The organism is Roseovarius sp. BRH_c41 (genome assembly GCF_000961715.1).
Classification (GTDB): Bacteria; Pseudomonadota; Alphaproteobacteria; order Rhodobacterales; family Rhodobacteraceae; genus Roseovarius.
The window spans coordinates 1-13,164 of record NZ_LADY01000032.1 but is presented as its reverse complement, the minus strand read 5'-3'; the positions used below and the strand labels follow the sequence as shown (position 1 = coordinate 13,164).

12 protein-coding genes are annotated in these 13,164 nt (G+C 64.0%); 11 read left to right on the top strand and 1 reads right to left on the bottom strand.

Features of this window, described 5'->3' with window-relative positions:
* The first annotated feature begins 9 nt into the window (after positions 1–9).
* From cobI to VR71_RS10240, 11 genes are all read left to right on the top strand, one after another.
* A complete protein-coding gene (gene cobI, locus VR71_RS10290) occupies positions 10–711 on the top strand; it encodes a precorrin-2 C(20)-methyltransferase (protein WP_045683591.1) in 702 nt (233 codons plus the stop codon).
* The gene (gene cobJ / locus VR71_RS10285) at positions 702–2,519 is read left to right on the top strand and encodes a precorrin-3B C(17)-methyltransferase (RefSeq protein ID WP_045683588.1); all 1,818 of its coding nucleotides are present in this window, start codon (positions 702–704) and stop codon (positions 2,517–2,519) included. The genes cobI and cobJ overlap by 10 nt, the downstream gene beginning before the upstream one ends.
* Positions 2,516–3,289, top strand: coding sequence for a precorrin-4 C(11)-methyltransferase (gene cobM, locus VR71_RS10280; protein WP_045683586.1), 774 nt, complete (start codon positions 2,516–2,518; stop codon positions 3,287–3,289). The genes cobJ and cobM overlap by 4 nt, the downstream gene beginning before the upstream one ends.
* Positions 3,290–3,471: 182 nt before the next feature.
* The gene (locus VR71_RS10275) at positions 3,472–4,044 is read left to right on the top strand and encodes an XRE family transcriptional regulator (RefSeq protein ID WP_045683584.1); all 573 of its coding nucleotides are present in this window, start codon (positions 3,472–3,474) and stop codon (positions 4,042–4,044) included.
* Between the two features lie 10 nt (positions 4,045–4,054).
* The gene (locus VR71_RS10270) at positions 4,055–4,675 is read left to right on the top strand and encodes a LysE family translocator (RefSeq protein ID WP_045683582.1); all 621 of its coding nucleotides are present in this window, start codon (positions 4,055–4,057) and stop codon (positions 4,673–4,675) included.
* Positions 4,675–5,046, top strand: a complete 372-nt coding sequence (locus VR71_RS10265) for a GFA family protein (RefSeq protein ID WP_296430172.1) — start codon at positions 4,675–4,677, stop codon at positions 5,044–5,046. Before VR71_RS10270 ends, VR71_RS10265 begins: the two co-directional genes overlap by 1 nt.
* 10 nt (positions 5,047–5,056) lie before the next feature.
* Positions 5,057–7,501, top strand: a complete 2,445-nt coding sequence (locus VR71_RS10260; protein WP_045683577.1) for an FAD-dependent oxidoreductase — start codon at positions 5,057–5,059, stop codon at positions 7,499–7,501.
* A 14-nt stretch (positions 7,502–7,515) separates the two neighbouring features.
* On the top strand, positions 7,516–8,580 hold the full coding sequence (locus tag VR71_RS10255) for a zinc-binding dehydrogenase (RefSeq protein WP_045683575.1): 1,065 nt from the start codon (positions 7,516–7,518) through the stop codon (positions 8,578–8,580).
* Complete coding sequence (locus VR71_RS10250; protein WP_045683573.1) at positions 8,577–9,473, top strand: homocysteine S-methyltransferase family protein; 897 nt, start codon at positions 8,577–8,579, stop codon at positions 9,471–9,473. The genes VR71_RS10255 and VR71_RS10250 overlap by 4 nt, the downstream gene beginning before the upstream one ends.
* Positions 9,474–9,503: 30 nt before the next feature.
* Positions 9,504–11,951 (top strand): FAD-dependent oxidoreductase, encoded by a 2,448-nt coding sequence (locus tag VR71_RS10245; RefSeq protein WP_045683570.1) that lies wholly within the window; start codon positions 9,504–9,506, stop codon positions 11,949–11,951.
* Positions 11,952–12,046: 95 nt separating this feature from the next.
* On the top strand, positions 12,047–12,691 hold the full coding sequence (locus VR71_RS10240; protein WP_045683568.1) for a pseudouridine synthase: 645 nt from the start codon (positions 12,047–12,049) through the stop codon (positions 12,689–12,691).
* Here the strand turns inward: VR71_RS10240 and VR71_RS10235 are convergent.
* Positions 12,663–13,164: lyase family protein (locus VR71_RS10235; RefSeq protein WP_045683566.1), on the bottom strand; the 502-nt coding region annotated here is incomplete at its 5' end. The genes VR71_RS10240 and VR71_RS10235 overlap by 29 nt on opposite strands.

Below are 13,164 nucleotides of genomic sequence, written 5' to 3'. Positions count from 1 at the left end.
CGCGCGCGCATGGCCGGTAAGCTCTATGGCGTGGGTCTGGGGCCGGGCGATCCGGAGTTGATGACGCTGCGGGCGCATCGGCTGATTTCCGGCGCGCAGGTCGTGGCCTATCCGACATTGGCGGGCGGCGAGAGTTTTGCCCGCGCGATTGCCGCAGGCGCGATTGCGCCGGGTGCGCGTGAGATCGTGATGGATGTGCCGATGAGCGTTGAGCGCGCCCCGGCGCAGGCCGCCTATGATCGGGGCGCGGTCGAGATTGCCGGAGCGCTTGATGAAGGGCAGGATGTGGTCTGTCTCTGCGAGGGCGATCCGTTTTTCTATGGCTCGTTCATGTATCTCTTTGCCCGGTTGAGTGCGCGCTATGAGGTCGAGGTGGTGCCTGGTGTGACCTCGATCGCTGCCTGCGCGGCGCGGGCGGGGCGGCCCTTGGTGGCGCGTAACGAGCGGCTGACGGTTCTGCCCGGCCCCTTGCCCGAGGTGGAGCTGCGGGCGCGGATCGAGGGGGCTGAAAGTGTCGCCATCATGAAGGTGGGGCGACATCTGGCCAAGATCCGGGCGGTGATTGATGATCTGGGGCTGACCGCGCAGGCGGTCTATGTCGAGCGTGCCAGTCTGCCGGAGGAAATCGTCTGTCCGCTGGCGCATGCCCCTGAAAAGGCACCGTATTTTTCAATGATTCTGCTCACGAAAGGGGCCGATCCATGGCTGTGAAACCTGTTGTTCTGGCGCTGAGCCGCTCTGGTGAAGCGGTTGCGCATCGCGTCGCCGGGTTGATCGGCGGCGATGTGCATGGGCGTGAAGGGCGCGTGGAACGCGCGGCGGCATGGTTTCCCAATGCGCTGGATCACGCGCGCGATCTCTTCGCCGCCGGGGTGCCCGTGGTGGGGGTTTGCGCGAGCGGCATTTTGATCCGCGCGGTGGCACCGCTGCTGAGTGACAAGCGCGGCGAGCCGCCGGTGGTGTCGGTGAGCGACGATGGTGCGGTGGTGGTGCCGCTCTTGGGCGGGCATCGGGGTGCCAACCGTCTGGCGGCGGTGATCGCCGAGGGGCTGGGTGCTGTTGCAGCGGTGACGACGGCCGGAGATGTGGCGATGGGGGTGGCGCTGGATGCGCCGCCGATGGGCTATCGTTTGGCCAATCCCGGCGATGCCAAGGCGGCGATGGCGGCGATGTTGTCGGGGGAAGGTGTCTGCGTTCGTGGCGAGAATATATTTGATATCAAAGATATGGGCGGTGCTGTCGAACTGGTGGTGACCGAAGCGCCGGTTGAAGGGCATGGTGCGCGGCTGGTCTATCATCCGCAGCGCTATGCGCTGGGGCTGGGCTGCGCGCGGGGGTGTGAGACCGAGGAACTGTGGGATTTGGTGCGCCGGACGCTGGACGAGGCCGGGATTGCACCGGGGGCGGTGGCCTGTGTCGCGTCGATCGACCTCAAGGCTGACGAAGGCGCGATGAACGTTGTGGCGCGGCGGTTGGGCGTGCCGTTCCGTCTGTTCTCGGCGGCGGAATTGGAGGGCTATGCCGGGCAGTTGGCGACCCCGTCTGAGGTGGTGTTTGCCGAGGTGGGGTGCCATGGCGTGTCTGAGGGCGCAGCGCTGGCCTGCGGGGGACAACTGGTTGTTGAAAAACGGAAAACCGCCAATACGACCTGTGCGCTGAGCCGATCCGAGGCGGTCATTACTCAGATGCCGGGGCGGGCGCGGGGGCGGTTGAGCGTGCTGGGCATTGGCCCCGGTCAGGCGAGTTGGCGGACGCCGGAGGTGTCGCGACTCGTGGCGGAGGCGGATGAGCTGGTGGGGTATGGGCTCTATATCGACCTGCTCGGACCGTTGGCGGCGGGGAAAGCGCGCAGCGATTTTCCGCTGGGAGGCGAGGAGGCGCGGTGCCGCTATGCGCTGGAACAGGCGGGGCAGGGAAAGAGTGTTGCGCTGATTTGTTCAGGAGATGCAGGTATTTACGCGATGGGGGCGCTGGTTTTTGAACTTTTGGACCGAGGGCCGGAGGCGCAGGGGGTGAGTGATTCGGCGCGACGGGTTGAGGTGATTTGCTCGCCCGGTGTGTCGGCGCTTCAGGCGGCGGCGGCGCGGGCGGGGGCACCGCTTGGGCATGATTTCTGCACGATTTCGCTGAGTGACCTATTAACGCCGCGCGACGATATCATTCGGCGGTTGAATTCTGCGGCGGAGGGCGATTTTGTGATCGCTTTCTATAATCCGGTATCCAAGACGCGACGGACTTTATTGGCCGAGGCGCGGGATATTTTGTTGAAACACCGCCCCGAGGATACGCCAGTGCTGCTGGCAAGTTCGCTGGGGCGACCGGAAGAATCCTTGCGTTACAGGCGTTTGGCCGATTTGCAGGTGGATGAGGTGGATATGTTAACGGTGGTGCTGGTGGGGTCGTCGAACAGCCGTCTGGCGCAGTTGGGTGAGGGGCCGCGCATGTTCACGCCGCGCGGCTATGCGCGCAAGATTGATGGCGATCTGGCTGAGGTCAGAGCAGGGAAGGCATTGAAATGACGGTCTATTTTATCGGCGCGGGGCCGGGTGATCCGGAGCTATTGACCAAGAAGGCGGAGCGCATCATCGGGCAATGTCCGGTCTGCCTCTATGCGGGAAGTCTGGTGCCCGCCGAGGTTGTGGCCGGGGCACCCGAGGGGGCGCTGGTGATGGACACCGCGTCGATGACGCTGGACGATACCCACGCGGTAATTTTAGAGAGCCATACCAAGGGCTTGGATGTGGCGCGGGTGCATTCGGGCGATCCGTCACTCTATGGTGCGATTGCGGAACAAATTCGTAAACTTCGGGCGGATGGGATTGATTATCAGATCATTCCGGGGGTGCCGGCCTATGCGGCGGCGGCGGCGGCGCTGGGGCAGGAATTGACCGTGCCTGAAATCGCGCAAAGCATTGTTTTAACACGGGTTTCCATGAAATCTACCTCGATGCCCCAGGGGGAGACGCTGGAGAATTTTGCGCGCACCGGGGCGACGCTGGCGATCCACCTTGGTATCCGTAACCTACGGGAAATACACAGAATTCTGGCGCCTCACTATGGCGATGAGTGCCCCGTCGTGGTGGCTTACCGGGTGGGGTGGCCGGATCAGATGTTTATTAAGGGCACGCTCAAGGATATTCACGGCAAGGTGCGGGCTGAGAAGATCACCCGTACAGCCTTGATTCTGGTGGGAAAAGTTCTGGGCGAGATCACTGATTTCAAGGATAGCGCGCTCTATGATCCGGGCATGCCGCATGTGCTGCGGCCCAAGGTGGCGGCGAAGGCCTAGACCTCACGTTTTGTAAGGTTTGTGAGGGGATTTTGTAAGGTTGGCGCGCGATCGCCGACCCGCCCCTCGGGGCGGCGACCTCGCGGCGGCGGAAAAGCCTGTGCGGTGCGTGAAATTTCATTTGATTTTTTCACGGAATCGGCGCAGCGTGAAAATAGAGCGGAAATTTTCACGGATCCCCGATGCATCAGAGTGAGATCAATGCGATGCGCAGCCTTGGCGCGGACCTGCGCGCCTTGCGCAAGGCGCGCGGGCTGACGCTGGCGGCGCTGGCCGAGAGGCTGGGGCGGTCGGTTGGGTGGCTGTCTCAGGTCGAGCGCGATCTGTCGGAGCCGTCGATCAGCGACCTGCGGCAGGTCGCGGAAGTGCTGGGCGTGCCGATGTCGCTGCTTTTTGGTCATGCGAGCGCGCCTGCGGAGGAACAGGGCTATGTGGTGCGCGCGGGCGCGCGGCGGCCGATGGGATCGGGCGAGGAGGGGTTGATCGAGGAACTGCTCTCGCCAGACCTGACCGATGATTTCGAGGTGATCCATTCGACATTCCGGCCCCTGTCCAAGATGCAGCGCCCAGCGCAGCGTCCGACGCAGGAGGTCGGCTATATCCTGTCGGGGCGGCTCGATCTGAGCATCGGCGGGCGGAAATTCACCGTTGGCCCCGGCGACAGTTTCCGGTTTCGCGGCGAGCCTTACGGTTGGGCCAATCCCTATGACACCCCTTGCGTGGCGATCTGGGTGATCGCCCCGCCTGTGTATTGAGGGCGCACATATGAGTTACCAAGCTTGGACCGTCTTTGCGCTTTTCTGGGTGGTGTTTGTCACCACGCCGGGGCCGAATGCGGTGAATTGCATCACCAATGGCATGACCATCGGGTTTCGGCGCAGCCTGTGGGGGGTGTTGGCGATCTTGACGCAGGCGACGCTGTTTTTGTGCCTGTCGGCGGCGGGGGTGACGGCGCTGATCGCGGCCTCGCCGGTGGCGTTTCAGGTGGCCAAGCTGATCGGGGCGGGGTTCTTGATTTACCTTGGCGTGCGCGGCTGGATCATGGCGCGGCGGCCTGTTGAGGCGGGGGAGGCACCGAAAGGCTCGGTCTATTGGCGGGCCTTGGCGATTGCCACGATCAACCCCAAAAGTGTCGCGGGCTATCTGGCGGCGTTTAGCCAATTCGTGCAACCGGGTGTGCCGATTGGCGCGCAGATGTGGGTGATCTTTCCCACGGCGCTGAGCCTGACGACGCTGAGTTATATGGGCTATTGCGCCTTGGGCGCAGGGCTGGGGCGTGCGGCGTTGGGGGCTGTGTTCAATGTCTGGCTGCGGCGGGGCATGGCCGCCTGTTTCGTAATCTATGGCGTGGCGCTGGGCAGCGCCGTAACTCCGGGGAGGGGATGATGCATAAGGGATCGTGTCTGTGTGGAGATGTGACATTTGTCGTGACTGCGGCACCTGAAGGGGCGAGTGCGTGCCATTGCGGGCAATGCCGCAAGCAATCGGGGCATGTCTGGGCCTCGGCCTATGTGGCGCGGTCGGATTTGAGTATTTCAGGCAAGGTGAATTGGTACGCCGCGAGCGAGATGGCGGAGCGCGGGTTTTGCCCCAAATGCGGCTCGTTCCTGTTCTGGGCCGCGCACGCAGAGGACACCATGAGTTTCGCGCTGGGGGCGCTGGAGGCGCCGACCGGGCTGCGGTTGGAGAAGCACATCTTTGTCAGGGACAAGGGTGATTATTACGACATCGCGGACGGCGTGCCGCAGAGCGATTGAGGAACAGGACATGGCGGAATTTCCGGGCACGGCGCGGGTCGTGATCATCGGCGGAGGCGTGGTGGGCGCGTCCTGTCTCTATCATCTGGCCAAGGCTGGGTGGGCTGATTGCGTTCTGTTGGAAAAGAACGAATTGACCGCCGGGAGCACTTGGCATGCGGCGGGCAATGTGCCGACGTTTTCGACAAGCTGGTCGGTGATGAACATGCAGCGCTATTCCACCGAGCTTTATGCGCGGTTGGGGGCGGAGGTGGAGTATCCGATGAATTACCACCAGACGGGGTCGATCCGTCTGGCGCATAGTCGCGAGCGGATGCAGGAATTCCAGCGGGCGCGGGGGATGGGCAAGGTTCAGGGGATGGATCTTGATATCCTCGGGGTGGACGAGATCAAGGCGCGTTATCCGTTTCTGGAGACGCATGATCTGCAAGGCGCGCTCTATGATCCAAATGATGGCGATATTGATCCCGCGCAGGTGACGCAGGCGCTGGCCAAGGGTGCGCGGGACATGGGGGCGCAGATTTTGCGGTTCACGCCCGCGACCGGGGTGCGGCGCGAGAATGGAGAGTGGATTGTCGCGACCGAAAAGGGCGAGATCCGCTGTGAATATGTGGTCAATGCCGCAGGCTATTATGCGCAGCGGGTGGGCGAATGGTTCAAGCCTTACGGTGGGCGCACGGTGCCGATGATGGTGATGAGCCATCAGTATCTCTTGACCGATGAAATTCCGGAATTGGAGGCGTGGAGCCGGGAGGCGGGGCATAAGCTGCCGCTGCTGCGCGATGTCGACAGTTCCTATTACTTGCGGCAGGAGAAATACGGGCTGAACCTTGGCCCCTATGAGCGCAATTGCAAGGCGCATTGGGTGAAGCCTGATGATCCGATGCCGGAGGATTTCAGCTTTCAGCTTTACCCCGACGATCTGGAGCGGTTGGAGTGGTATATCGAGGATGCGATGGCGCGGGTGCCGTTGCTGGGGCAGGCGGGGATTTCCAAGGTCATCAATGGCCCCATTCCCTATGCGCCCGATGGTCTGCCGCTGATTGGGCCGATGCCGGGGGTGCCCAATGCGTTTGAGGCCTGTGTCTTTACCTTTGGTATCGCGCAGGGCGGGGGCGCGGGCAAGGTGCTGGCGGAATGGGTGACGGAGGGGGCCACGGAATGGGATATGTGGGCCTGCGATCCGCGCCGTTTTACCGATTATACCGATGCTGAGTATTGCGTGGCCAAGGGGATGGAGGTCTATGGCCATGAATATGCCATGCATTTCCCGTGGCATCGCTGGCCTGCGGCGCCGGACCGCAAGGTGAGCCCGGTGCATGAGCGCGTCAAGGCGCTGGGCGGGGTGATGGGGGTCTATAACGGCTGGGAGCGGGCCAATTGGTTTGCAAAGCCCGGCGATGATACCTCAGAGGCGGCGACACAGACATGGGACCGCGCAGGGCCGTGGGAGGCGCGTATCCGCGAGGAATGTGAGGCGGTGCGCGATGCTTGCGGCGTGCTTGATCTGCCGGGGTTCACCCGGCTCTGGATCGAGGGGACGGGGGCCGATGATTGGCTGCGCGGTTTTGTGACGGGTGGCTTGCCAAAGGTGGGGCGGATGAACCTCGTCTATGTCGCCGATAAGCGGGGCCGGATTGTGACGGAGTTTTCCTGTATCCGGCTGAAAGAAGACAGTTTCGTGCTGATTACGGCGGCCACGGCGCAGTGGCATGACGGCGAGTTGGTACGCCGCGCGCTGCCCGAAGGGCTGAGCCTGCGAGAGACCACGACGGAGCGCGATGCGCTGCTCTTGGCGGGGCCCAAGAGCCGCGACATCTTGGCAGGGCTGACCGATGCCGATCTGAGCCTGCCGTGGCTGAGCCATCAGCATGCGACCGTCGCGGGGCAAAAGGCGTTTCTGGCGCGGGTCAGCTTTACCGGCGAATTGGGCTGGGAAATCCATGCCGAGAATGCGGCTATTCCGACGATCTATGAGGCGTTGATGGCGGCGGGGGTGAAACCCTTTGGCATGTTCGCGCTGAACAGTTTGCGAATCGAGAAGGGCTATCGTGCGTGGAAGGGTGATCTCAGCACCGATTACTCGATGCTGGAGGGCGGGCTTGAGCGGTTCGTCAAGTTCGACAAGCCGCAGGACTTTGCCGGCAAGGCGGCGCTCTTGGCTGAAAAGCAGCGCGGCGTGAAGAAACGGTTCGTGACGCTGATCGTCGAGGCCAAGGCGGCGGATGCGCCCTATATGTCGACGCTCTGGCATGAGGGGCAGATCGTGGGCGAGACCACGAGCGGTGCCTGGGGCTACCGGGTGGGTGCCAGCGTAGCCTTGGGGATGCTCCGCGCCGATCTGGCGGTGCCGGGGACGGAAATCGAGGTGGAGATTTACGGGGAACGCTGCCGCGCGGTGGTGCAGCCCGATGCGCCGCTCTGGGATGCGGAGAATGAGCGGTTGCGGGCATGAGCCTACCTGAGACCATGCCTCAGACCATGCGCGGCGTTCTCCTCACGCGGCACGGCGGACCCGAGGCGTTGCAGTGGCGCGAGGATATCCCGGTGCCACGCCCCGGTCCCGGCGAGGTGCTGGTACGGGTGCGGGCGGCGGGGGTCAACAACACCGATATCAACACCCGCGAGGGCTGGTATGCCGCGGAGGTGACCGGGGCCACGGGCGAGACAGGTGACGGTGTGGAGCGCGGCGGCTGGGCGGGCGCGCTGGCGTTTCCGCGTATCCAAGGCGGCGATCTCTGTGGCGAGGTGGTGGCCAAGGGGGCGGGGGTTGAAGCCCCCGCGCTGGGCGCGCGTGTCACCTGCCCGATCAACATCCCGCGCCCGACCGAGGAGAACCCGGTGGGCTTTCTCGCCCTTGGGTCCGAGATTGACGGCGCCTTTGCCGAGTATTGCCTGATGCGGGCGGATGACCTTTATGACGTCAGCGATGTGCCGCTCTCGGATATCGAGATCGCCGCCCTGCCGTGCGGCTTTGGCACGGCGCTTGGTCTCTTGGAACGGGCGGGGGTAGGGCCGGGCCAAGAGGTGTTGATCACGGGGGCCTCGGGCAATGTCGGCCTAGCGGCGGTGCAGATTGCCGCCGCCTTGGGCGCGCATGTGACCGGCATCGCCGCGCCTGCCAAGGCGGCGATACTGCGCGCGGACGGCGCGGCGGAGGTGATCGCGCGCGACGCCCCCTTGGCGCAGGACCGCTATCATGCGGTGATTGACCTTGTGGGCGGCGCGGGCTTTGCGGCGCTGATCGACGCGCTGCGCCCCGGTGGGCATTATGCCGTGGCGGGGGCCATTGCCGGGCCGATGGTCACTGCCGATCTGCGGCGCATCTATCTGCGCGATATCACGATCCACGGCTGCACCTATCAGGCGCCCGAGGTCTTTGCCCGGCTGATCGAGATGGCACGCGCGGGCCGCTTGCGCCCTCGGATCGCCGCCACCTACCCATTGCGCGATATCGCCCGCGCCCAAGCGGATTTTCAGGCGAAGACCCATGCTGGCAAACTGGTGCTTTTGCCCCCGGAGGATAAAGAATGACCGAAATCACAGTGCTCGATGGGTCCATCGGGCAGGAATTGGTGAAACGCTCGGGCGACCGGGCGACGCCGCTCTGGTCGACGCAAGTCATGATCGACCATCCCGAGATCGTGCGCGCGGTGCATGAGGATTATTTCGCCGTGGGGGCGACGGTGGCCTCGACCAATACCTATGCGGTGCTGCGTGACCGTTTGGCGCGGGTGGGATTGCAGGATGAGGTCGCGCGGCTCACCGATGTGGCGGTGCGCGCGGCGGTGGCGGCGCGGGGTGCGCATGGGTCGGGACGGGTGGCGGGGGCGATCGGGCCGCTGGTGCAATCCTATCGCCCCGATCTCTGCCCGCCAGCCGCAGAGGCGGCGGCGCTCTATGCCGAGAATGTGGCGCTGCTCAAGGATCGGGTGGACCTGATCCTGTTGGAAACCATGTCTTCGGTTGATCAGGCGCGGGGCGGACTGATGGCGGCGGGGCTGAGTGGCCTGCCGGTCTGGCTGGGGGTCACGGTCATGGATGACGACGGCACGCGGCTACGCTCTGGCGAGGCGCTAGGTGATCTGGCGGGGCTGGTGGCCGAGTTTGCGCCCGACGCGGTGTTGATCAACTGCACGCGGCCTGAATCCGTGGCGGCGGGGCTGGAGATCGTGCGCGGCTTTGGCCGGCCGTTTGGGGCCTATGCCAATGGGTTCACCTGCATCAGCGCCGGGTTTCTGGGTGCCGCGCCGACTGTCGATGCGTTGGAGCAGCGGGGGGATCTGAGCCCCGCCGCCTATGCCGAGTTTGCGATGGGGTGGGTTGCGCAGGGGGCCAGCATTGTCGGCGGCTGCTGCGAGGTGGGCCCAGCGCATATCGCGGAACTGGCGCGGCGGCTGCGGGCGGCTGGGCATGCCATTGTCTGAGACTTTCATCATTATATCATGGGGTTATGAATGACCGATCTTCCAACTCAGGCCCGTGTGGTCATCATTGGCGGCGGCGTCGTCGGCTGCTCTGTGGCCTATCATCTGACCAAGCTGGGCTGGCGCGATGTGGTCCTGCTGGAGCGCAAGCAGCTCACCTCGGGGACCACATGGCATGCGGCGGGGCTGATCGGGCAATTGCGGGCCACGGCCAATATGACCCGGCTCGCGCGGTATTCGGCGGAGCTATATACCGGGCTCGAGGCGGAGACGGGCGTTGCCACCGGGTTTCGACAGGTGGGATCGGTGTCGGTCGCGCTGACGGGGGAGCGGCTGGAGGAACTCAAACGAAATGCCGCGATGGCGCGGGCGTTTGGCGTGCCGGTCGAGGAGATGAGCCCAAGTGAGATCAACGTGCGGTATCCGCATCTCAATCTTGAGGGGGTGACGGGCGGTGTCTGGTTGCCCACGGATGGGCAGGCTGACCCGGCGAATATCGCGCTGGCGCTGGCCAAGGGCGCGCGGGGTCGCGGCGCACGGGTGCAGGAACGGGTCAAGGTCACGGGGATTGCGCGCGCGGGGCGTCGGGTGACGGGGGTCGATTGGCAGGCGGAGGATGGCAGTCAGGGCCATATCGCCTGCGAGATGATCGTCAATTGTGCGGGCATGTGGGGGCATGAGGTGGGCCGGATGGCGGGAACCAACGTGCCGCTGCATGCCTGCGAGCATTTCTATATCGTGTCAGAGCCGATTGCGGGATTGACGCAATTGCCGGTGCTGCGGGTGCCTGACGAATGCGCCTATTACAAGGAAGATGCGGGCAAGATCATGCTGGGCGCGTTTGAGCCGGTGTCTAAGCCCTGGGGGATGAATGGCATCCCTGAGAGTTTCGAGTTTGACCAGCTGCCCGAGGATTTCGACCATTTCGAGCCGATATTGGAGGCGGCGGTGAACCGGATGCCGATGTTGGCGGAGGCAGGAATTCACACCTTCTTTAACGGTCCGGAAAGTTTTACCCCCGATGATGCCTATCATCTGGGGCTCTGCCCCGAGATGGATAATGTCTGGGTGGCGGCCGGGTTCAATTCCATCGGCATTCAGAGTGCCGGGGGGGCGGGCCATGCGCTGTCGCTCTGGATGGAGGAAGGGGCGCGACCGTTTGATCTGGGTGATGTGGATGTGGCGCGGATGCAGCCCTTTCAGGGCAATAAGAGCTATCTTTTCGAGCGCTCGAAGGAGACTTTGGGCCTGCTTTATGCCGATCACTACCCGTATCGGCAAAAGGCCACGGCGCGCGGTGTGCGGCGCACGCCGTTTCATGCGCAGCTCTTGGCCCAAGGTGCTGTCATGGGCGAATTGGCAGGCTGGGAGCGGGCCAATTGGTATGCTGAGGCCGGGCAGGAGCCGGAGTATCGGTATTCCTGGAAGCGGCAGAACTGGTTTGAGAATGCCGGGGCCGAGGTGCGGGCCATTCGCGAGGCGGTTGGCATGTATGACATGTCGAGTTTCGGTAAGTTGCGGGTTGAGGGTGCTGGTGCCGAGGCGTTTCTGAACCATGTCTGCGGGGCGGATATGTCTGTACCGGTGGGGCGGATCGTCTATACGCAATTCCTCAATGCCAAGGGAGGCATTGAGGCGGATGTAACGGTGACGCGGCTTTCGGAGACAGCCTATCTGGTGGTGACACCGGCGGCGACGCGGCTGGCGGATGAAACTTGGCTGCGGCGCCATGTGGGAGATCATGCGGTGGTGATCACCGATGTGACGGCAGGCGAGGGTGTGTTGGCGGTGATGGGACCAAAGGCGCGCGATCTGATGCGCGCGGTTTCGCCCGATGATTTCTCGAACGCCGCGCATCCCTTTGGGCAGGCGCGGGTGATCGAGATTGGCATGGGCGTCGCGCGGGCGCATCGGGTGTCCTATGTGGGCGAGCTGGGTTGGGAGATCTATGTGAGCGCCGATATGTGCGGCCATGTGTTCGAGGTGTTGCACGCGGCGGGGGCGGATCATGGGCTGAAGCTCTGCGGCATGCATGCGATGGACAGTTGCCGGATCGAAAAGGCGTTCCGACATTTCGGCCATGATATCACCTGCGAGGATCATGTGCTGGAGGCGGGGTTGGGATTTGCCGTGGCGACGGGCAAGGCCGATTTCATCGGGCGCGACGCGGTGCTGGCCAAGCGCGAGGCGGGGCTGGAGCGCCGCCTTGTTCAGTTTCGCCTGACCGATCCTGAGCCGATGCTCTATCACAATGAGCCTTTGCTGCGGAATGGCGAGATCGTGGGCTATCTGAGTTCGGGTGCTTACGGCCATCATCTGGGAGGTGCTATGGGCATGGGCTATGTGCCTTGCAAGGGTGAGAGTGTGGAGCAGGTTTTGGCGTCCTCTTATGAGGTGGATGTGGCCGGGGTCCGGGTGAAGGCGGAGGCGTCGCTGAAACCGATGTATGATCCCAGATCCGAGCGCGTGAAGGCCTGAGCAGGGTGGGGGGCCAGCCCCCACGCCCCCGGAGTATTTAGGGAACGATGAAAGCGGGAGTGGTCATGGCGTGGCGGGTCGTGTAAGGCGCGGCCATGAGTGACTATGATCCGCCGACCGATCCGCTTGAGGTGCTGCATGACGATCACGAGATCGTCGTGGTGAACAAGCCTGCGGGGCTCTTGAGTGTGCCGGGCAAGGGCGAGCATCTGGCCGATTGCCTGATGGCGCGGGTCAAAGATGTGTTTCCCACGGCGCTTTTGGTGCATCGGTTGGACCGCGATACGTCGGGCGTGATGATCTTTGCGCTGACGCCGCATGCGCAGCGGCATCTGGGGCTGCAATTCGAAAAGCGGCAGGTGCGCAAGACCTATGTGGCGCGGGTTTGGGGGCGGTTGGAGCCGCAGGTGGGCGTGGTTGACCTGCCGCTCATCGTGGATTGGCCTAATCGTCCGTTGCAGAAGGTCTGTCACGAGACCGGGCGCGCGGCCTTGACCGACTGGCGGGTGCTGCGTGCGGGGGACGATGAAAGCCGGGTGCGATTGAGCCCCAAGACCGGGCGGAGCCATCAGTTGCGGGTGCATATGCTGGCGCTGGGCCATGTGATTTTGGGTGATCCGCTCTATGCGAGCGGGGCGGCGCGGGACTATCCACGCCTGATGCTGCATTCCGAGGAATTGCGGTTGCGGCATCCCGATGGTGGTGCGGGCGTCAAGTTTCGGGCGGCGGTGCCGTTCTGAGGCCGATGTGGGTCACAGAGTGGCAGAGGTCTAACGCGGCGGTCAGGGCGCGACCCGTGGCCTGAGCCATCTGCGGCAGGACCATCCATTCCAGCGCCCAAGCGGTGCCCGAGCGTTCCTGTTCGTGGATTGCTGCGTGATGTAGGGCGGAGACCTGCACGGCGTTGAAGCGGCCAAAGGTCACCAGCAATTCCGCTAATATGGGATTCTGTTTGTGCGGCATGGCCGAGGAGGTGCCGGTGCCGGTGAGGTGGATTTCGTCGATCCCTTGTTGGGCCATGAGGGCGACGTCCTGCCCCATCTTGGCGAGTGTGCCGGAGATGAGCGAGAGGGTGCTGGCGTAATCGGCGAGCCCCTCGCGTGTGGCGTGCCAGCAGGTGGGCGGGTTGCCGAGGCCGAGGGCAGCGGCCAGATGCGCCGCGATGCGGGGGGCATCGGTGCCCATGGCGGCGCGGTCGCCTGCGGCACCGCCG

Excerpts from the sequence above, each read along its gene's own strand:
- cobI (WP_045683591.1), top strand. The coding sequence starts at position 10 with ATGGCCGGTAAGCTCTATGGCGTGGGTCTGGGGCCGGGCGATCCGGAG.
- cobJ (WP_045683588.1), top strand. The coding sequence starts at position 702 with ATGGCTGTGAAACCTGTTGTTCTGGCGCTGAGCCGCTCTGGTGAAGCG.
- cobM (WP_045683586.1), top strand. The coding sequence starts at position 2,516 with ATGACGGTCTATTTTATCGGCGCGGGGCCGGGTGATCCGGAGCTATTG.
- VR71_RS10275 (WP_045683584.1), top strand. The coding sequence starts at position 3,472 with ATGCATCAGAGTGAGATCAATGCGATGCGCAGCCTTGGCGCGGACCTG.
- VR71_RS10270 (WP_045683582.1), top strand. The coding sequence starts at position 4,055 with ATGAGTTACCAAGCTTGGACCGTCTTTGCGCTTTTCTGGGTGGTGTTT.
- VR71_RS10265 (WP_296430172.1), top strand. The coding sequence starts at position 4,675 with ATGCATAAGGGATCGTGTCTGTGTGGAGATGTGACATTTGTCGTGACT.
- VR71_RS10260 (WP_045683577.1), top strand. The coding sequence starts at position 5,057 with ATGGCGGAATTTCCGGGCACGGCGCGGGTCGTGATCATCGGCGGAGGC.
- VR71_RS10255 (WP_045683575.1), top strand. The coding sequence starts at position 7,516 with ATGCCTCAGACCATGCGCGGCGTTCTCCTCACGCGGCACGGCGGACCC.
- VR71_RS10250 (WP_045683573.1), top strand. The coding sequence starts at position 8,577 with ATGACCGAAATCACAGTGCTCGATGGGTCCATCGGGCAGGAATTGGTG.
- VR71_RS10245 (WP_045683570.1), top strand. The coding sequence starts at position 9,504 with ATGACCGATCTTCCAACTCAGGCCCGTGTGGTCATCATTGGCGGCGGC.
- VR71_RS10240 (WP_045683568.1), top strand. The coding sequence starts at position 12,047 with ATGAGTGACTATGATCCGCCGACCGATCCGCTTGAGGTGCTGCATGAC.